Origin of the sequence: Lactobacillus sp. PV034 (assembly GCF_014522305.1) — a bacterium.
Taxonomy (GTDB): Bacteria; Bacillota; Bacilli; order Lactobacillales; family Lactobacillaceae; genus Lactobacillus.
Genome location: NZ_CP041982.1, coordinates 430,481 through 450,913 on the forward strand (window position 1 = coordinate 430,481; position 20,433 = coordinate 450,913).

The 20,433-nt window shown below is 33.2% G+C and carries 19 protein-coding genes and 1 pseudogene; 5 read left to right on the forward strand and 15 right to left on the reverse strand.

The window, feature by feature from the left end; all coding sequences use genetic code 11:
* The first annotated feature begins 137 nt into the window (after positions 1 to 137).
* Together FP432_RS02190 and FP432_RS02195 are read left to right on the forward strand one after the other, a co-directional pair.
* Positions 138 to 1,355 carry an IS110 family transposase gene (locus FP432_RS02190; RefSeq protein ID WP_416202883.1) on the forward strand — a complete coding sequence of 406 codons (1,218 nt, stop codon included), beginning with the start codon at positions 138 to 140 and terminating at the stop codon, positions 1,353 to 1,355.
* 179 nt (positions 1,356 to 1,534) lie between these two features.
* Entirely contained in the window at positions 1,535 to 1,726 is a 192-nt protein-coding gene (locus tag FP432_RS02195; protein ID WP_416202887.1) for a Txe/YoeB family addiction module toxin, read from the forward strand.
* A gap of 45 nt (positions 1,727 to 1,771) precedes the next feature.
* Here FP432_RS02195 and FP432_RS02200 read toward each other — a convergent pair whose 3' ends face one another.
* The 4 genes from FP432_RS02200 to FP432_RS02215 all read right to left on the reverse strand — a co-directional run bounded on the left by FP432_RS02200 (position 1,772) and on the right by FP432_RS02215 (position 6,654).
* Positions 1,772 to 3,115 (reverse strand): replication-associated recombination protein A, encoded by a 1,344-nt coding sequence (locus FP432_RS02200; RefSeq protein WP_265489230.1) that lies wholly within the window; start codon positions 3,113 to 3,115, stop codon positions 1,772 to 1,774.
* A 183-nt stretch (positions 3,116 to 3,298) separates the two neighbouring features.
* The gene (xerS, locus tag FP432_RS02205) at positions 3,299 to 4,381 is read right to left on the reverse strand and encodes a tyrosine recombinase XerS (protein WP_265489231.1); all 1,083 of its coding nucleotides are present in this window, start codon (positions 4,379 to 4,381) and stop codon (positions 3,299 to 3,301) included.
* An 857-nt stretch (positions 4,382 to 5,238) separates the two neighbouring features.
* Positions 5,239 to 6,168 carry a glutaminase A gene (glsA, locus tag FP432_RS02210; protein WP_265489232.1) on the reverse strand — a complete coding sequence of 310 codons (930 nt, stop codon included), beginning with the start codon at positions 6,166 to 6,168 and terminating at the stop codon, positions 5,239 to 5,241.
* Positions 6,169 to 6,213: 45 nt separating this feature from the next.
* Positions 6,214 to 6,654, reverse strand: coding sequence for an 8-oxo-dGTP diphosphatase (locus FP432_RS02215; protein WP_265489233.1), 441 nt, complete (start codon positions 6,652 to 6,654; stop codon positions 6,214 to 6,216).
* Positions 6,655 to 6,813: 159 nt separating this feature from the next.
* Here FP432_RS02215 and FP432_RS02220 point away from each other — a divergent pair, with 159 nt between their 5' ends.
* Positions 6,814 to 7,527 (forward strand): C39 family peptidase, encoded by a 714-nt coding sequence (locus tag FP432_RS02220; RefSeq protein WP_265489234.1) that lies wholly within the window; start codon positions 6,814 to 6,816, stop codon positions 7,525 to 7,527.
* A 313-nt stretch (positions 7,528 to 7,840) separates the two neighbouring features.
* Here FP432_RS02220 and FP432_RS02225 read toward each other — a convergent pair whose 3' ends face one another.
* From FP432_RS02225 to FP432_RS02260, 8 genes are all read right to left on the reverse strand, one after another.
* Complete coding sequence (locus FP432_RS02225; protein WP_265489235.1) at positions 7,841 to 8,581, reverse strand: LrgB family protein; 741 nt, start codon at positions 8,579 to 8,581, stop codon at positions 7,841 to 7,843.
* The gene (locus FP432_RS02230; RefSeq protein ID WP_265489236.1) at positions 8,581 to 9,030 is read right to left on the reverse strand and encodes a CidA/LrgA family protein; all 450 of its coding nucleotides are present in this window, start codon (positions 9,028 to 9,030) and stop codon (positions 8,581 to 8,583) included. The genes FP432_RS02225 and FP432_RS02230 overlap by 1 nt, the downstream gene beginning before the upstream one ends.
* Positions 9,031 to 9,127: 97 nt before the next feature.
* The gene (gene pepT, locus FP432_RS02235; RefSeq protein WP_265489237.1) at positions 9,128 to 10,399 is read right to left on the reverse strand and encodes a peptidase T; all 1,272 of its coding nucleotides are present in this window, start codon (positions 10,397 to 10,399) and stop codon (positions 9,128 to 9,130) included.
* Positions 10,400 to 10,419: 20 nt separating this feature from the next.
* Positions 10,420 to 11,133, reverse strand: coding sequence for a YoaK family protein (locus FP432_RS02240; protein WP_265489238.1), 714 nt, complete (start codon positions 11,131 to 11,133; stop codon positions 10,420 to 10,422).
* A 5-nt stretch (positions 11,134 to 11,138) separates the two neighbouring features.
* Positions 11,139 to 11,840 (reverse strand): YoaK family protein, encoded by a 702-nt coding sequence (locus tag FP432_RS02245; RefSeq protein ID WP_265489239.1) that lies wholly within the window; start codon positions 11,838 to 11,840, stop codon positions 11,139 to 11,141.
* Between the two features lie 12 nt (positions 11,841 to 11,852).
* Positions 11,853 to 12,440, reverse strand: coding sequence for a peptidylprolyl isomerase (locus FP432_RS02250; protein WP_265489240.1), 588 nt, complete (start codon positions 12,438 to 12,440; stop codon positions 11,853 to 11,855).
* A gap of 190 nt (positions 12,441 to 12,630) precedes the next feature.
* Positions 12,631 to 12,945, reverse strand: a complete 315-nt coding sequence (locus FP432_RS02255) for a type II toxin-antitoxin system PemK/MazF family toxin (RefSeq protein ID WP_265489241.1) — start codon at positions 12,943 to 12,945, stop codon at positions 12,631 to 12,633.
* A complete protein-coding gene (locus FP432_RS02260) occupies positions 12,935 to 13,207 on the reverse strand; it encodes a type II toxin-antitoxin system RelB/DinJ family antitoxin (protein ID WP_265489242.1) in 273 nt (90 codons plus the stop codon). The genes FP432_RS02255 and FP432_RS02260 overlap by 11 nt, the downstream gene beginning before the upstream one ends.
* Positions 13,208 to 13,368: 161 nt before the next feature.
* On the opposite strand from FP432_RS02260, the gene FP432_RS02265 reads away from it, so the two are divergent.
* Positions 13,369 to 14,247, forward strand: coding sequence for a LysR family transcriptional regulator (locus FP432_RS02265; RefSeq protein ID WP_265489243.1), 879 nt, complete (start codon positions 13,369 to 13,371; stop codon positions 14,245 to 14,247).
* A gap of 36 nt (positions 14,248 to 14,283) precedes the next feature.
* Positions 14,284 to 15,671 (forward strand): annotated as a pseudogene (locus FP432_RS02270) (IS3 family transposase).
* Between the two features lie 76 nt (positions 15,672 to 15,747).
* Here FP432_RS02270 and FP432_RS02275 read toward each other — a convergent pair.
* From FP432_RS02275 to FP432_RS02285, 3 genes are all read right to left on the reverse strand, one after another.
* The gene (locus tag FP432_RS02275; RefSeq protein ID WP_265489244.1) at positions 15,748 to 16,710 is read right to left on the reverse strand and encodes an alpha/beta hydrolase; all 963 of its coding nucleotides are present in this window, start codon (positions 16,708 to 16,710) and stop codon (positions 15,748 to 15,750) included.
* Positions 16,711 to 16,751: 41 nt separating this feature from the next.
* A complete protein-coding gene (locus FP432_RS02280) occupies positions 16,752 to 17,756 on the reverse strand; it encodes an alpha/beta hydrolase (protein ID WP_265489246.1) in 1,005 nt (334 codons plus the stop codon).
* Positions 17,757 to 17,915: 159 nt separating this feature from the next.
* Positions 17,916 to 20,432 (reverse strand): excinuclease ABC subunit UvrA, encoded by a 2,517-nt coding sequence (locus FP432_RS02285; protein WP_265489248.1) that lies wholly within the window; start codon positions 20,430 to 20,432, stop codon positions 17,916 to 17,918.
* Position 20,433: the final 1 nt, after the last annotated feature.

The window sequence follows — 20,433 nt, forward strand, 5'->3', positions numbered from 1 at the left end:
CATTAAAAACTGGCAGTTTTACTTAGGCTATCAATAATCTCTTCGAAGAATGTGGACACGTTGATGTCGAGTTTAGAAAATTAGATCTGATTTCTTAAGTAAATACGTTTTACTACTTAAGCTTAGGGGGTTATATAATGCAAATTACTTTTGGAATTGATGTAAGTAAGTCTACTTCTACTATTTGTGAGCTAATTGGTGAAAGTAAAAATGAATTTACCATTACTAACGACCGTCCTGGTTTTATTAAATTACTGCACGAATTAGCTGCTTTTACTAAACAGCCAGAAATTATTTTTGAAGCTACTGGTGTTTATTCACGCAGACTACAAGCTTTTCTAGAAGATTACGGTTATGAATATGTTGTGCTTAATCCTCTTAAAGCAAAAAAAGAAATGGATTTGGGACTACGTCATAATAAGACTGATAAAACTGATGCTTATCATTTAGCCTTAATTCAAAGACTTTATCATCATCCAGTTAGTCAAAATCAGTCTCAGTCTTATAAGCAACTCAATGCTTTGAGTCGTTTCTATGACCAGCTAACAGATGATTTAGTCACAGCTAAAAATAGACTTCACCAGGCTTTACAATCAACTTTTCCCGAAATTGAAAATCTATTTTCTACTGCTAAAGGTAATAATTACTGGCAAATAGTTGCTCATTACCCTCATTGCGATTTAGTAAGACAAGAGAACAAAAATCAAATTATTAATTGGCTAATGAATTTAAAAGGTATTGCATTTAAACATGCTCAAAAAACTGCTGATAAACTTATTGAATTAGCTTATCAAGCTTATCCAGTTGTCTCCGAGACTAGTATAGAAGTTCAACAAGTACAATATTATACCCAAAGACTACTTAATCTAAGTAAGCAAAGAGAACAATTAATTACAAGAATGGTTAAACTCGCTAAGACTTTACCTAATCATGATTTAGAAAATCTAGAAAGTATTCCAGGTTTTGCCCAAACTACTGCAGTTAGAGTTTTAGCAGAATTGGGAGATGTACGCAGATTTAGCAATCCCAATAAAATTAATGCTTTTATTGGCATAGATCCAGGTAGATATCAGTCAGGTGAAATGGATTCTAATTTAAGTATTACTAAGCATGGTAATGCAATAGCACGTAAATTGCTTTATCGTGCTATTGGTCAAATTGATAATGCGGCTAAGACTAATCCGTGTCACATAGCAGATTATTATGAAAGCAAAAAGCTATCTTCTCAAACCAAAGGGTTTAAAAAGATAGCTATTGCTTCAATACATAAACTAATCAGAACAATTTATGCCCTGATTATTAATGATCAACTATATGATTACAACGTAGCCACACATAACCAAAAAAGACTTTAGTCGTAATTAATTGATCAACTACATTATAACGCTAAGCCCAAAAATCAGATATAAACTTGGGCTTATTTATCGTGCTTAATTCCAAAAATATATCGACATTAATAGCTACTTAAACTAAAATTCAAGCTAAAAACATAGTCAAACATCGTATTGTGCTTGACTTTACGTAGAAAAAAAGTATCAAAAAAATTGATAAATTAATTGATGATACTTTACGGCATCCCTTTGAAGGAATAGGAAAGCCTGAGCCCCTACAAGCAGAATTATCTGGATACTGGTCTAGAAGAATTAATACTAGGGATAGAATGGTTTATGGTGTTACAGAAAAAGCTATTGAAATACTTCAATTAAAATATCATTACTCCAAATAAGTCCAAAAAGGTGTTACCGAGGAATTAAAACCTGGGTAACACCTTTTATTCTTGATAAGGATTGAAGTGTTCAAAATGGGATAAATCATCATTTTCTTTGAAGGGCATCCCATAAATATATTCAAATAATTTTTGATATTGATAATACAAAGTTTGCTCATTTTTATTAGGAGCAGGTTCATAGTAGTGTTTACCAATTAGATCTTCTGGTAAATAAGCTTGCTTAGCTACTTTCTTTGATTCAGCAAACATATTTTTCATGATCCCTGCACCACGCAATTTATCAGCTCCGCGGTAATGAGAATCACGTAAATAAGTTGGCATTGGGTGCCTGTTAGGGTGCTTAGCATCTTGAGCCGCTCGATGATAAGCTTGCATAACTGAATCTGAACGCGGGCTAATCGCTAATAACATTGTTGCCATTGCTACGTGAGTAGTTGCACGAAGTAACCCAATTTCTAACGCAGTATTAGCTAAAGTGATTATCTGCACACTGCGTGCAGGATCAGCTAATCCTAAATCTAACGCACTCATATCTTTTAAACTACGTACTACTGATTCTAAGTCACCAGCTTCTAGCAAAACGGCTAAATAATAAAGAGCTGCATCAGCATCAGAGCCCTCAATCGAATCGCGCCAGGCAGATAAGTAATCATAATGCTGTGTAGCATCTTTATCATAAGCTAGATGTTGCTGGCGACTAAAACTTTTTACTTGTTCCACTGTCAATTTGTCATGATACATGGCAAAAAGCGTCTCAAGAACGTTCAAAGAGGTCCGCAAGTCTCCATTTCCTGTATTAGCAATCATATGGGCAATTTCTCTAGGAATCTCATAGTTAAACACTTGATAAGCTGCACGGATAATCATTTTTTCGACATCATCGATTTTTAAAGCTTCAAATTCAAATATCTGACATCTTGATCTAACGGCTGGTACTAAAGAAAGAATTGGATTTTCTGTCGTTGCCCCAACTAATAAAATATGCCCATTTTCTAAATAAGGTAATAGGTAATCTTGAATAGGCTTAGTTAGACGATGAATTTCGTCTAATAGCAAAACAAAAGATTCATTTGGATGACGATTGATAATTTTAGTTAATTGCGATTTATTTTCAATACTGGCATTAAATTGTTCCAAAGGATAATGCAATTCATTTGCTATTACGTGAGCTAAAGTTGTTTTACCAGTACCAGGAGGGCCCCATAAAATTAAAGAAGTAGGAATATGCTCATCAATAATTTGACGTAAAGGTTTTCCCGAGGCAAGTAAATGTTCTTGCCCTACCATTTCTGAAAGATTATTCGGTCTCATTTGAGCTGCTAAGGGTTCTTTAAAATGCTTATTTGAGGATTCTTCTTCTGGAAAAAGTGAAATATCTTCTGTCATTATAATTTTCTTTCTTAATTCTTACTTACTTTTAGTATACATCAAACTTGAGTTGACTAAGAAGTAGAGTAAGTTAAAATAGCAACTAATATGAGGTGAGCTTATGGTATTAAAAATGAAAGATATTGCTAAATTAGCCCATGTATCGACTTCTGCGGTTTCATTAGCCTTAATAGAACTGACCTATTTTTTTGTTTGATTATCTTTTTTAGTAATATTATTTAATGCCTCCCGCTGTTTAGTCTGATCAATATGAGTATATAGACCAGTAGCTGAAGTTCCTTTTTGACCTAATTGTTGTGCAACTAATACTTGATCCTTAGTTACAGCATAAAGTTCACTAGCTACAGTATGACGTAATTTATGAGGAGTAAGCGGATGACCAAAAGCAGTTGAATATTTGCTAACCATTTTTTCAATGGCATTACTAGTTATTCGACGCGTTTTACCATGCCAAGTAGTTAAGAAAAAAGTACTTTCTCGACTTAAAGGAGAATAAAAAACAGTTCTTTTTTCTGCGTAAGCTTTGATGTAGTCTAGAGTCCATTCAGCAATGGGGACACTGTCATGTTGACCACCTTTACGAGTAACTTCTAAATTAGCATTTTTTAAATTAATATCATCAACATCAACTCCAGCACATTCAGATACCCGAATTCCTGTGCCAAAAATTAAAGCAATTATGGCTAAATCTCTAGTTTTATTTTTTAAAAAGGAAGTACGTGCGCGTGGACTACATTGCTTTTCATATTGAGTATTTAAAAAGTCAAAGAAATCATATTTTAATTGGCCAGTATACATATGAGATTCAAGCATATGAGCACGATAATTAAGTGTTTGGGTATCATTTAAAGACTTTACTTTTAGCATTACATTGCGATAAAAGTATGGTTCACCATCTTGATGTTCAGAAGTAACAGTTAGGAATAGGAACTTGAAAAGTGAGCGCAGTGCATTTAACGAGCGATTAATAGTAGTAGGAGAATTTAAATTTCCCTGTTGGTTTTTAGTATGACTTAAATGATCTACGTAGAGCATAATTTGAGTACGTTGTAAGTGTTCGAGGGTAGTGTACTCAATCTCAGCATTTGTTTTTGCTGCTGAGATATTTTCTTGACGCAACCAATCGAAAAAACGACGAATTTCAGTTAAGTACTGATATGAAGTAGCAAGTGAATGATGAGTAATTAAATTATATTCTTGAACAAATGGTGGCATTTGCTTTAATTCAACTTTAATTAATTCAAGGTATTTACTAGTTTCCAAAATAAAGCTCCTAATAAGCATAATAAAACATATGTTTGCTAGCATTAATTATAGCAAAAAATAAAAAAGATAATCTCGAATAAAATCAAAATGGATAACTTAGGTAAAAACCTATTTTCTTAATTTAAAATCTAATGATTAAAAACATATGATCAAATGTAGGCGATGATTCTATATAACTGTTCATTAAAATATTAGTTTTAATGAACAACATCTATAAATGCTTTGATAGATCAGTATTTATAATATATTTTTTATGATACTTATTCTTAAACCTTTTATTTATAACTTTAAATATTGTTTTATTATTACTAAATTTATTGATCTATAGCTTGATTTATAGCCTTATAGCAACAAATCTTGATCAAATTATCTACATATTCTAATCATTTATCACTTAATGGTAAATTTATTCGTTCTAGCTGTCTCAAGTAATTATTATATTTAAAGTTTAAAAATTTATGCATATATGGCAATTTAAATGCATTTAAATTAGGTTTAAGTGATTAATTATCAAATATGCCAAATAATTAGTCATAATATATGACATATATTAAAGAAATTAGTATTCAACAAATAACAAATAAATAAGCTAAATAAGATATAAGATATATAGTCACTAAAATATAAGAAGCCAAATTTTTATGTAGTTAATTTAAAATAATATTTAATTTAACTAATAAGTTGACCGCATGAAAAAAGAGTTGCTGAAACAAAAACAGTTAGTAATAAATAAAAGATAAACTTAATTAGAGACTATAAATTTATACTGAATATGTCTCTCTCGATTTTATTCATTTTACTTTACATAATATATATTATACGAAGTTATACTAAAAGAGAAAGACTTCTCTTTTTTATTTAAAGATATTCAAATCTAGCTTATCAACTATGCTTTGAAGTAAAGCGAGTCCTGCAACACTATTTCCTTCATCATTCAATGCAGGGCTAAAGATGCCAATCCCAAATTTATGTGGAGCAGCAGAAACTAAGCCGCCACCAACGCCGCTTTTAGTAGGAACACCAATTAAGCGTGAATAGGTTCCAGATTGATTATATAACCCAGCAGTCATCATTAATGATTTGGTTACAGTAGCACTTTCACTAGAAATAAGACGTTGATTATCCCAAGGCTTAATGCCATCATTTGCTAATACAGCACCCAAATTGGCTAAGCTTTTAGTAGTAACCATAATTGAACATTGTTTAAAGTAAGTATCTAAACTTGGCTCAACTTTGGCAATCATCATGTTTTTTGCCTTTAAATAATAAGCTAGTGAACGATTCAAATCACCAGTTTCTTTTTCTGAAAGATAAATCTGAGTATCTAAATATAAATCTGGATCATTACAAATTTCTTTTGTAAAAGCTAAAATTTCTGCAAAAGGATGCGGATTAATCTCTTTATCTTGAACTATTAATGATGTTGTCATGATTGCACCGACATTAACAAATGGATTCAAGGGCTTTTTTGCATGGGTTATTTCCATATTAAGAGCAGAATTAAAAGCAAAGCCTGTCTGCCTTGAACCAACGTAAGTAAATACTTCTTGAATCCCTAACTTTTTGATTGCCCAAAGTAAAGCAATTACTTTTGAGATACTTTCAATTGCAAATCTCGTTTTACTATCACCAGCCTGAATTATTTGCTGATTTTTTAAATCATAAAAAGCAATGCCTAATTGATTGGGGTCAACACTAGCCAAAGCTGGAATATAGCTAGCTACTTTACCTTCTTTTTGTTTAGGTAAGATTTCTTCAATTAAAGCGTTTAGATCTAAATTCATGACTATCACTCCTTTCTTGTAATAACTTATTGCTATGAGTGAGCTCTAAAAAAGTTCATCTCGTTTATCATCTAACATATGTTCACTAATATTTTCATCAAAATAAACTGGTAAGTCATGATCAAAGTTATATGCTAATTTTGATTGTAATAACTCAGCTTTAGTCATCCAGCTAAGTTTTCCTTCATCACTAGCATGCAAATGCCCATTAAATGCGGTTGCAATATAGAAAAATACTAAATACCGATGATGTTCTTTATCATAAAATTGCTTTACTCCTGAAAGCTTTGGTTCTTTAATAGTAAGTCCAGTTTCTTCTTTTACCTCCCGAATTACTGAATCATGAAATGATTCATGATCCTCAACATGTCCTCCCGGAAAGGTAAGACCAGGCCAGACGGGATCATTTCGATCTAAAACCAAAATTTTATCTTGTTTTTTTATCATACACATATTAGTTAAAGTAACCGGTTCAGTTCTACTCATTACGCTCTTCCCTCTTTTAAGACTTTGATGTTTACAGTTAATTATACCTTTAATTTAGTCATTAAGTTTTACTGATAAAACTTAAGTATCTAATTATTTTACCCGCTCATCTGTTATAATAATTATTAATATAACAAGTAAGATGGGAATACAAAAAGAATGCATAAAAAAAGAAATCATAAACGTCACATCTTGATCATTTTACTTACCTTCATTCTTATTGGTGTAGCAGGAGTTTTCATTACCATTAATCGAGAGCAAATAATTGATGAATGGGATTGGCTCACAATTAAGTCCGAACAAAAGATGGATGTTCCAATTGAAAACCAGTTGCCGGAATACCCTAATGGTTGTGAAGTGACTGCACTATCTATGCTTTTAAACTATTATCACGTAGATGTAACCAAACGGACTTTAGCAAGAAATATCAAACATGTACCATCTTTTGAAGGCGGAAAATACATGGGGAATCCTCATAAAGGATTCGTCGGTTACATGACAATTGCAAATGCTGGCTGGTGTGTTTATAATGAACCACTTTATGATGTTGCCCATAAATATACTAATCGAATTCGGAATTATACCGGCCACTCTTTCATTCAGGTAATGAAATTAGTTAGTGATGGCCATCCTATCATGATAATTTCAACACTCAAATTCAAACGGGTTAATGACATGCAAACATGGGACACTCATCAAGGTAAAGTAAAAGTAACCCCCTCTTCTCATGCTTGTGTAATTACAGGGTACAATAAAAAGAAACTAATTGTTTATGTAAATAATCCGTATGGGAAAAAGAATCAAGCTGTTAGTTGGAAAGATTTAGAAGCGAGCTTTAATCAACAAGGAAAACAAGCTCTATACATGAAATAAAGCACCAAAAAGTAGATTTTCTACTTTAGGTGCTTTTTTATTTGTTCTTTAGTAATTTATACACTTTGGATGATTGGCATAACAATAAAAAACATTAATAGTCGCTTTTATTCCAATCTCAATGCTTAATAGTTTATTGAGCAATAAAAAAGCATTACCTTTTGTCCTGATTGGTAATGCTTTTTTGAATCTATTGAATTTTAGATCTTTTAACTTGTCGCAAAGATAGTATAGCATGTTTTAAATTAACTGTACAATAATTAATAGCTAAAAAGTTACTAAGACATAAATTTTAGAAAGAATTATTATCCTTTTACATAAAAAGTTTCATATAAAGCGGAATCAAAATATCCATTGATAATGAAGTAACCAAAACAGCTACTCCCGCCATCGCTCCTTGAACTTCACCTAAAGAAAGAGCTTCAACTGAGCCGATAGTATGACCAGATGAACCAAGTGCTAATCCAGTAGCAATTGGAGAAATCTTATCTAAACGTAGGGCCTTAATTAAATAAGTTGAGCCAGCATAAATAATAACAGAGTTAATAATACATGCCATAGCAGTAACCGCACCAATTCCGCCAACACCTTCAGAAATTGGCATTGCTACTGCAGTAGCTGCAGCTTGTGGCATTAAGGAAGCTGTTGAAACTTCAGAAATTCCTAATAAGGCACAGAGATGTTGAATTAAGAAGATGGCAATAAATCCACCTAAAAAACAAATGATTAAAATATCAAACCAATATTTCTTAACTAAATAATTGACCCGATAAATTGGAATAGCAAAGGCAACCGTTGCGGGCTTAATAAACCAAGTAATAATATCTCCACCAGGTAAATAAAATTTATGGTAGACATAAGATGGATTTCTACCAATTCCCTTAGACCAAAGATAGATAATCGCAATACCTAATAATATTCCGAAAAATAAGGGGTTAAATAAAAAGAAGCCATGACTAGCCTTTGTAAGTCCAATTCCGATTAAGTAAACCATTAAAGAAATTAATACCCCCGTAATTGGCAGGGAAAGATTATTAACGATTGTGGTTTCCATTACTTGTTACACTCTCCTTCCTTATTACTTGGTGTACGACGACGAATCCGATGATGTATCTTCATTACCAAAGCACCCACATAAGCAATTGACGCAAGGATTATTAAAGTAGAAACAATTGCAATAATAAATACTTTAATTCCTTCTTTTTTAATTAAATCCATGTGATCAATCAATTGAATTCCAGAAGGAATAAATAAGAAAGGCAGGATCGACAGCATCGCATCCCCAGCCTTTTCTACCATCGGGAGCTTGATAACATGGGTTGCCAGTAAAATATAGAGAATAATCATCCCCATCAAAGGTGCGGGCACCACAAATGACTTAGGGAACAAATCAGAAATAATTTGTGCGAAAAACAAAATTACTCCAAAAATTCCCCATTGAACTAACATACTTGGTGCATTTGACTCTTTCTTTTCTTTTTCTACTTTTTTGTCATTATTCATTTAGTATTCTTCATCTCCAAGTTAGTAGCTATTTGTTACTTACTTATAGTAATTGCTACTTATTTTCGCATATATTTTAATCAATGTCAGCAAAATTTTATTTTCTTCTTAAAGGCGTATTATCTCTCTTTTTATCTAAGTCAACATGTAGATTAGCAATCGTTAATAAGGTTTTTGCTAACAAAGCCATATTTTCTACGGTTACATATTCATACCTGCCATGAAAATTAGCTCCACCATTAAATAGATTAGGAGTAGGAATGCCCTTTTCCGTAATAAAGTCGCCATCTGTTCCTCCTCTAAAAGGAACATAATTAATTGGCAACCCTAATTTTTCATAAGCATGTTTAGCAAGATTGACAACATATGGATGTTTCTTAATTTCATCACCGGGTGAATGATATTGATCATGCATTTCTAAACTAACGCGATCTTCACCATATTTATTATTCAAAGTATTAACAAGATTTTTAACCAATTGCTTTTTTGCTTTAAATTCTTCAGTATCAAAGCTACGAATAATTAAATCAATTTGTGCATGATCAACATTACTTTCATTTGATAAAACTAAAATAAAGCCTTGGTAGTCCTTACTTTTTTCTGGAACAAAGTCACTTGGTAATTGATTAATGAATTCATTGGCAATCAAAGTTGCATTAACCATCAAACCATATGCTTCTCCTGGATGAACTACTGTCCCTTTAATTTTAATTCTTGCACTTGCTGCATTAAATGTTTCATAAGTGATATCTCCTGGATTTCCATTATCTAAGGTATAAGCAAACTCAACTGGAAATCTTTCGATATTGAATCTAGCTGCTCCTTTACCAATTTCTTCATCAGGTCCAAAAGCAACCCAGATTTCACCATGCTTAAAGTCAGGATTTTCTTTTAAGTACTTTACCATCCCTAGGAGTCCAGTTATTCCAGCTTTATCATCAGCACCTAATAACGTATCTCCTGAAGTAGTAATCAGAGTTTGTCCAAGTACCTTATTTAAAGAAGGAAATTCTTTCCTAGATAGGGTATACCCATGTCCAAGATTAATATCTTCTCCGTTATAATTACGATAAACTTGTGGCTTAATCTTTTCCGCATTAAAATCCGCTGTATCCACATGAGCGACAAAGCCAATCGGAGCTACCTCTTGTGCTACATTACTAGGAATTCTTCCTACTACATAAGCATCTTCTTCTGAGTAAGAAACCTCCTTAACACTTAAAGACTTTAGTTCCTGGATTAACTTTTTTAATAAAACTATTTGCCGAGACGTTGAAGGAACATTAGTTGATTCCATCTCTGATCTAGTATTTAATTTAGCGTACTCAATAAACTTCTTTTCGAGATAGTCTTGTTCAATTGCTTTCATTTTATCTCTATCTCCCCTTACTACTTATTTCCCTTAAAACTAAATGACTTTCTTCGGTTTAACATCCAAATATAAGTTAAGTTGATAATTGTAATAATAAGAGCTCCTAATAAAATTGTTCTTAAATGCATTACTGTCTGTAAACATGCAGAAACAATTGCACCTAAAGCAAAGGCAATTACCAACCACATATAGTTGCGGGCAGCTGTCCCTTTTACCTTCTCTGCTCCAAAGAAATAAGCTGACCAAGCAATAACTGAATTACTTAAGTTACCTGTAGTAAAAGCATTACTATAATTCATTCCTTCAATCTTACTAAAAGAAGCATTTTGTAAGGCAAGGGAAAATGAAATCGCAGGCACGATCAGATAATTAGGTACAGTAGATGGTAAGAATCCAACAATTATACAGACTAATAAGATTGGAAATAAACAAAAAACACGCCAATAATTACTCTTAATATACTTATGAAAAAGACCTACAGTTAACAAACCAATCGAAAAGGCAAAGAAAGTTGAACCTCTAGTAAACATTCCCTCCAGGTTATCATTTACTAAAGATTCCCCAAAAAAGATTACATTGGCTGTTTGTTCTGCAGATAAGGTGTGACCCCGTTGCACAAAAGTATAACAGTCAACAAAGCCCCCAGAAAAAGTTAGCGCACAAGCAAGAAGACGGGATTCAGACGGCTTTTTTTCAGTAAAAAGTCCCCTAATTTTTGCTACTAATCTCACTTTTCTCATTCCTTATTATTCAAATTAAATTTGCGCCTTTTCATTAATAGCGAAATATAAACAATATTTATAATTCCTAAAATTACAACTCCAAACCAGATTGTTCTTAAATAGAAATAATTTTGGAGTAAAGCTGAAACAATCGCACCTACTGCAAAAGCAATCACCAGCCACATATAGTTAACTGCTGCATTGTATTTGGTTTTATCTTCACCAAAAAAGTAAGCTGACCAAGCGACCATTGACTTCTTTAAATTACCAGTTGTAAAAACATTGTTATAGCCGAGTCCTTCGATTTTACTAAAAGAAGCGTTTTGAATTGCCATGCAAAATGCAATTGCAGGAACAATGTAATAATTAGGGAATTCTTTCGGCAAGAAACCGACGATTGCACAAATTATCAAAATTGGAAACAGACAGAATACGCGCCAAAAGTTGTTTTTTACGTATTTATGAAATAGTCCTACCACTAGTAAACCGATTGAAAAAGCTAAAAATGTAGTTCCACGAGTTAACATCCCACGAACGTTTCCTTGGGCAAGTGAGTTCGCAAAAAAGATTACATTACCAGTTTGTCCAGCAGAAAGAGTGTGTCCTCGTTGAATATAAGTATAGGCATCAACAAAACCTCCAGAAAAGGTTAAGGCACTTGCAAGAAGACGTGATTCTGATGGTTTATTTTCATTAAATAATTTTTTTAAGTCCACAACTTCTACCTATTAATCTTCAATTGTTACTTTTTCGATGACAACATCTTCTTTAGGCTTATCATTTAATTTATTACGAGGTACTTTAGCAATTTCATCCACTACATCCATTCCTTCAATTACCTGCCCAAAAACAGTATGCTTTTGGTCCAGCCATGGCGTACCACCTTGTTTGTAACGCTTGATAATTTCTTTAGGATAGCCAGCTGGTTCCATTTCACGAATATAACGTTTAGGCATATTTTTGTTTTGAACAATAAAAAATTGGCTACCATTAGTATTAGGGCCTGCATTTGCCATTGAAAGTGCTCCACGGATGTTAAAAAGCTCATCAGAAAACTCATCTTCAAAACTTCCTCCCCAGATACTTTCACCACCAGTTCCATCACCATTAGGATCTCCACCTTGAATCATAAAGTCACTGATTACGCGATGAAAAATAGTCCCATCATAATATCCCTTTTTGGCAAGTTCTACAAAGTTCTCTACTGTTTTAGGTGCTTGTTGGCTAAACAATTGAATGACAATTTTTCCATGATTTGTGTCTAAAGTTGCTTTAGGTCCTTTAACATTTGCTAAATCTAGTTGTGGTAAGGTCATAATAATTCCTCCATTTATATTAATAGTATTATTCTAACACTCTTAACATAATAATGAATTGAGAGATGATCGGCGAAACAACAAAAAGCATTACCCTTGGTGGCAATCTGGTAATGCTTTTGAGCTCATTAAATTTTAGGACTTCTTACTTATTATTAATTATCACTAAACTATCGTGATATAAGTAATCTTATCTGTTTATAAATTTGGCCAGTTCAAGAATATCTTCCGTGCTAAGTTTTCCAATTTTCTTAAACTTAATCTTCTCCGGGTTCAAAGAATAAGTTTTAATTGTATCAATGTAAGATTGCTTTAGCAATCCTGCAGAAGATAAGTCTTGTATTTTATAATACTTATTTTTTATTGATTGGGATTTATTTTCATATTTTGTAGTAATCTTAAAAACCCGTACTTCTGTATTGGTAACATTAACAATTAAAACAGGTCGGCGCTTTCCACCATCTTGCCAAGAAATATAAGCAGTATAGACATCATTAATCTTCATCAAAGAACTCCGTCAATTCTTTATCTGTCTCGACTTTTTGAGTTGGAAGGTTCATAGCAGCTTCTTTGATTCTCATAGTTGCCAATTGTTCTGGAGTTAATGAAAAACTCAAAGGTATTTTACCAGTTGCAACAATCTCCCTATACAACGAATTAATCACTGCAGATGGCGTAAGACCAATTTGACTCATTACATTTTCTGCATCTTCAGCAATTTCCTTATTTACGTTTACTTGAACTTTTTTTGTCTCACTAGTTTTCATCATATACCTTCCTTTTTAAAATGCTTTATAATCATATTGTACTACAGAATGATTATATTTGAATATATTTAGCAAGTATCAAAGATATTAAATACTTGCTTTTGCCTATTCTACATTGTTAGTATCTGATCCGGATAAGTATTTGTTATAATGAAGTTATTATGGAAATGCGAATTTTGCGATATTTTTTAAAAGTATGTGAAGAGAAAAATTTTTCACGCGCAGCTGAGAAACTATTAATCTCTCAACCCGCTCTATCTAAACAGATTAAAGATTTAGAAAATGAATTAGGAGTTACATTATTTATTAGATCTCATCACCAACTTAAGCTGACTCCTGAAGCTTATTTTTTGCGTCAACGAGCTCAAGACATTATTAATCTTAATGATATTACCGAACAAACCTTAAAAAAGGAAAAAGTTATCAGTGGTGTATTAAGAATTGGTGCCGGTGAAAGTCTTGAATTAGGTAATTTGATGAAAATCCTTGGAGAACTTGGAAAAAATAATCAAGATGTTCAAATTGTGTTAGAAGATGGGAATGCAGATCAAATTGAAGCCAAGGTTGAAAATGGATTGTTAGATTTTGGTATTGTAATGGGCAATCGGAATCTAGATAATTTTAATAATATAGTATTACCTCAGAAAAATGAGTTTGTAGCCTATTTTAATAAGAATCTTAAGCTTTCAGAAAAAGATATTATTACTGCTAAAGATTTAATTGGATATCCCTTAGCTATTAGTAGTCAAAGTATGGTTAACAATAAATTTAAGATTTGGGCTCAAGAAAATTTCGATAAATTGCACTTTTATGCCTTTTCAAATTTGGCATATAACTCTGTTTTAATGGCATATAAGGCAAATACTGTCGCAATTACGTATAAGGATTTACCAGCAATTAATGACAAAGATTTTATTTATCGTCCACTTTCTCCTCAAGTTTTTGATTTAAATACCATTATTTGGAAGAAAAACAGTCAATTATCAGCCTTAGCTAATAAATTCTTAACCGAAGTAAAAAGACAGCTTATAATGATATGAACCCCGAAATTTGGACAAGAATTTCGGGGTTTTATTATGTCTAAATTAACAAAACAAGATAAAATTGATATTTATAATTATTGGAAAAAATATGGAAAAACTTCTACATGGTTAAGTAAAAAATACAGGATAAACTCAGGTAATATCCGTTATATGCTTAATTTGATAGATCGTCATGGAATCAATATTTTAGATAGATCTTCTTCTGCTTATACAATTGAATTTAAGGAAGAAGCAATTAGAAGAGTACTTATTAACAATGAAATTGCGCAACACGTATCCTTAGATTTAGCCTTGCCTAGCCAGGGTCTAATCCATAATTGGATTCGCAAATATAAAGAAGATGGGTATAATGTCATTAATCACAAGAAAGGCAAACCATCTCATGAAAAACAAAGACCAACAAATCAAAGAACTTCAAAAACAACTAAAAGACCTAAAACAAGAGAACTTAAGGCTTACTGTCGAAAACGAATTTGTAAAAAAATTAAGCGCCTTAGTTTCTCAAAGAAAAAACCAAAAGCCAAAGAAATAGCTCAGGTGGTTACTGAACTAAGGCATGAACTTCATGTAACCGTAACTTTTATCTTAAATACAATTAATTCTAATCCTGATTTGCCTCATTTATCTAAAAGCAATTACTACTATGTTTTAAAACAGGATGATAAAGATTTAAAAAATCAAGATATCATGAAACGGATTAAAGAAATATTTGAGGAACACAAGCATAGATACGGCTATAGGAGAATTACAGCCCAATTACACATTGAAGGCGTTAAAATTAATCACAAGAAAGTAAAGCGTCTAATGAAAAAGATGCATCTATTTGGTATTGCAATTAGACGTAGACGAAAATACTCAAGTTATCAGGGTACCGTAGGTAAAATCAAACCTAATTTGATCTGTCGCAATTTTCTAGCTATTTTGCCAGATAGAAAGTGGTACTCTGATATAACCGAATTTCATTTAAATGGAGAAAAACTATATTTATCACCAATTATGGATGGTTGCACTCATGAAATAATTTCTTACACTCTTAGTTGTCATCCAGTCTTAGAACAAGTAATGAACATGCTTGAATTAGCTTATAAAGATCATCCTGCATTAAATGGGCTTATCTTTCATACTGATCAAGGCTGGCAATATCAACATCCAGCTTTTCAAAATTGGCTTAAAAATCACGGGATTGAACAATCAATGTCTAGAAAAGGTAATTCATTAGATGATGGATTAATGGAAGGATTTTTTGGCATTTTAAAGCGAGAAATGTTCTATGGCTTTGAGAAAACATTTAAGAATTTAGATGAGCTGGAAGAAGCAATCAAAGAATATATTTATTACTACAATAACAAAAGAATTAAGAGCTCAATAAAAACCATACTCCGATTCAATATCGAAATATGGTTTTAAATCAAATGGCTTAATAATATGTCCTAATTTTAGGGTTCATATCATTATAAGCTGTCTTTTTGGGTGGATTCTATAAATTAATAAACTCCCTTATAAATTTTTATCAAAAAATGCAGTTATTTTATCAAATGGAATTATATTAGTATTATCATAAAAATCAATATGCTGACCATGTGGTAAAACAAACTTCTCTTTTGGTTCAGCTAATTTTTTATAAACTTCATCAGTAAATGCTTTAGAGTGAGCTTCTTCACTAGTAATCATTAATACCGGTCTGGGTGAAATGCTATCAAGATGAGTTGTAACACTAAAATTCATAAAGCTAGGAAAAGAAGTTGCCGTAATATTTGTTAAAGCGTGTGGATTCCAGCCACGCTTCATCCCGTAAAAACTAAAAAACTCGGCATCAACAGGATTTAAATTAGCAGGAACTTTATCAGCTGGCTTTTCAGGATACATCAGTTGATATTTTTCTGGATCAGTCCAGCGAACTTCGCTACCAGCATGAAGTTGCTTTTGTCGGTCTTCTCCCTTTACTGAACCTGCCAGAGATGGAATATCATATAGTACACTTGTTACAACTGCTTTAATACGAGTATCTTGCCGTGCAGCACCTAATGCAAAGCCACCACTAGCACATATTCCTATTGCACCAATCTTGGTACGACCAACAAAATCAAGAGTTCCGAGAAAATCTACTGCTGCAGAAAAATCTTCAACATAAGTATCAGGTGAACCAGTATAACGTGGCATTCCTCCACTAAAACCATGATAAGCAGGATCAAAAGCTAAGACTACGAATCCTTTTTGGGCTAATTGGTTTGCATACACTCCTGGTCCTTGCTCTTTCACGCCGCCAAAAGGAGGCCCAATTACAATTGCCTTATGAGGCAAATTTTTATCAATATCTTTTGCATAATAAAGATCAGCCGCAATTTCAATGCCGTAACGTGTATAGTAATTTACATGCTCACGTTCAACATTATCACTAAGTTTAAAAATATAATGCTCATTTTCTGCGGTCATCGGAAAAGCTTTAACTGAATGCTCCATTAAATCTTTCTCCTAACTAATTAAAATTAGATTTTACAATCTTAAAGATTCTTCTTAAAGAATTCTTCAAATTTATCAAAAGGAATCTTATCCATTTGATCGTATAAATCTACGTGGGTGGCATTAGGAACAATTACTAACTCTTTTTTATCTGTTAAGCGTTCATAAGCTTCTTCAGCCATATAGCGTGAATGAGCCTTTTCACCAGTTACGATCAATGCTGGAGCTGTAATTTGATCAATTTTTTGTTGTAAGGGGAAGTTGTAGTAACTCCAAGGAGTAGTTGCGTCCCAAGCTGAGTTAGAATTGATTGAACGTTGATGAAAAGCACGCACCTTATAATATTCAAAGAATTGTTTAGTTACATCATCTGCATCAGCAGGTAAACTTTCTCCAAATAATTTAGGAGCATAAATAGGATTATTATCTTTATCAAAAGGTAATTCATGCAACCCAGTAATTTGCTCCCCTTCATCTACTTCTTTCCAGCGCATTTCAGCTAGATATTGCTTTTCTAATTTTCTTTGTTCGTCGGTCTTGGTATTATTAAGTCCCTTCCACATTGAATCGGACATATCATACATGACACTTGTTGCCACAGCCTTAATGCGTACATCAATTGAAGCTGCAGTTAAAACATGAGAACCTAGACCACAAATACCAATGGCACCGATACGGTCACGATCAACAAAAGCTTGTTTACCTAAAAAGTCTACGGCGCTGCTATAATCTTCAACAAAGATATCACTACTTGCAACATCACGACGCTTGCCAGAACTTTCACCAGTCATTGACTGATCAAATGCCACAGTTACAAAGCCACGTTCAGCTAAGGTTTGGGCGTAAAGGCCGCTTGACTGTTCTTTGACTGCGCCAAATGGTCCAGAAATAGCAATTGCAGCATATTTTTTACTATTATCAAAATTTTCCGGAAGATATAAATGTCCTGCTAAAGTAAAACCATATCTATTTTCAAAACGTACATTTTGGACATCAATTTTTGGATTAATGTTAAAGACTCTTGTATCATTAGCTAGTTTACTCATTAAATCTCTCCTTTTATTTGTTATAGATATTATAGGATGCGTTTTTCACTAATACCAATATTTAGTAGTTAGAATCACCTATAACTTTTATTTATATAAAATTAGTTCTAATTCAAAATTACTACAAAAGGCATATCTCAATAGAGAGATGCGTTTTACTTATTGATTAAATTCTTTCCAATAATTAGCTAAATATTCAGTAGTCAAACTACTTGGATACTTAACCAACTCTTGTGTTAAGCCAGATGCGACAATCTGACCACCATTATTTCCTCCTCTAGGTCCCATATCTAGCATATAATCACTATTAACAATTAAGTTAAGATCATGAGAAATGGTGATAATAGTAGCACCTTGGTCAAGTAAACGTTGCATAACTTGGAGTAAAACTTTTACGTCTAAGGGATGCAAGCCAATAGTTGGTTCATCAAAAACAAATAGAGTATCGTCTTCTCTTCTGCCTAAGTGAGTTACTAATTTTAATCGTTGTGCTTCACCACCAGAAAGTGCCGGAGTACTTTCACCTAAATGCAGATAGCCCAACCCAACTTCTTGTAATAGTTTTAATTCACGTTCAATTTTTGGAACTTCTTTAAAAATTGGAATAGCCTCATTAACATCAAGTGCTAAAAGATCAACGATTGAATAACCATTCCAACGAACTTCTTGAACTTGTTCATTATAGCGATCACCATTACAAGTTGGACAAGTCTGCTGCATATCAGGTAAGAACTGAATATCCAAGGTAACAATTCCTGTACCACCACAAGTCAGACAAGCTCCTTCTTTATTGTTATAAGAAAAGTAACTAGGAGTATAATGCTTTTCTTTAGCTAAAGGCTGTTTGGCAAATAGTTTACGCAAATTATCCATAATAGAGGTATAAGTAGCTACGGTTGAACGTGTGCTCTTACCAATTGGACTTGCGTCAACACTAACTACTTTTTTAATGGAAGAAGAAAAATTAGTTACTTGTTTGGGAAAATCTTGCTTATCTTTTGCTTCAATTGCGGGAACTAAAGAATCTAAAATTAAACTTGTCTTCCCTGCACCCGAAAAGCCGGTAACAGCTGTTAATTGGTTAATTGGAATCTCAGCCTTAACATCTTTTAAATTGAAATAATTTTTAACTTCAAACTTTATTTTCTGCTCATTGACCTTCGATGCTGGTGTGCGGGCTAAGAGATCAGCGGTTCCATTAAGATAAGGTGCAATTAAAGAGTTAGAGTTATTACTTATTTGAGCAGTTGTACCTTGAGCAATTACATTGCCACCCTTTTGGCCTGAGCCAGGACCAATTTCAATAATTTCATCGGCAGCTGCAATTATATCAACGTTATGATCTACCACTACTAAGGAATTACCTTGTGCAACTAATTTACGCATAACTTTAATTAAGCCATCAACGTTAGCTGGATGAAGTCCAATTGATGGTTCATCTAACACATATAAAACACCAGTAGTTTCTGTACGTAAAGTACGTGCCAACTGAATTCGTTGTAATTCTCCCGTCGATAATGTGTTGCCTGGCCGTGCCATTGTTAAGTAGTCTAGTCCTAAGTCAAGTAAAGGTTGCAAATTATTAATAAATTCATTAATTAATTCACTCGCCATTTGCTGCATTTCTGCTGGCAAGCTTGCTAAAACATCCTGGCTCCACTGGGGTAATTCTCCCAGTGACATATTTTCAACTTCAAAAATATTTTTACCATTAACAAGCTGCTTAAGTAATTCTGGTCTTAAACGTGAACCATGGCATACCTCACAGGTAGAATATTTAAAGAATTCAGAAATTCGTTTTTGCGCGCGTTCACTCTTACTACTTTGAGCTGATTTTAGAACTGCTTGGTGAGCATTTTCGTAAAGTGCATTGAAATCGTGAAAGACACGGCCAGTTCCAGAAAGAAAATCCATTTTGTATTTTTTCTCTGGCCCATTTAGAACAAAATCCTTTTCTTTTTCAGTAAGATCTTTAAAAGGAACATCAATTCTCACACCAGCAAATTCTGCCACATTTGGCATAAAGTTACGCCCAGGAAGTGACCATGAAGCCACGGCTCCTTCTTTAATTGTCAGATTTTCATCTGGAACTAACTTGCTTTCATCTAGTTCTCTTACTTTTCCAGTTCCGCCACAGTTTTGACAAGCCCCATCAGAATTAAAGGCAAAATCTTCAGCACCAGGAACATAAAATTCTACACCACAGACTGGACAAGTAATTTGACCCATTTCACGTCCACTTTTACTCATCGCTTCAGCAATCACTAAACTTGGCTCTAAGCGGTGACCATTCGGACAAACTGGACTTCCAAGTCGAGAAAAAATCAGACGTAAAACATTAAAAGTTTCAGTTGTTGTCCCCACGGTATCTCGTTCATTAGGGACACTTGGGCGTTGACGTAAAGCTAAAGCTGATGGAATATGCTTAATACTATCCGCTGCCGCATTAGTTCCCTGTTTAATCCGTCTGCGCATATAGGTTGAAAGCGCATCTAAATAGCGCTTAGATCCCTCCTCATAGAGTGTTCCCATAGCTAGAGAAGATTTTCCTGAACCTGAAAGGCCTGAGATAGCCACAAATTTATGCAAGGGAAGATCAACATTAATATTTTTCAAATTATGCAGATGGGCTCCACGTACCTCAATATTAGTTGGTAAATTAACTTCAGTTGCCATA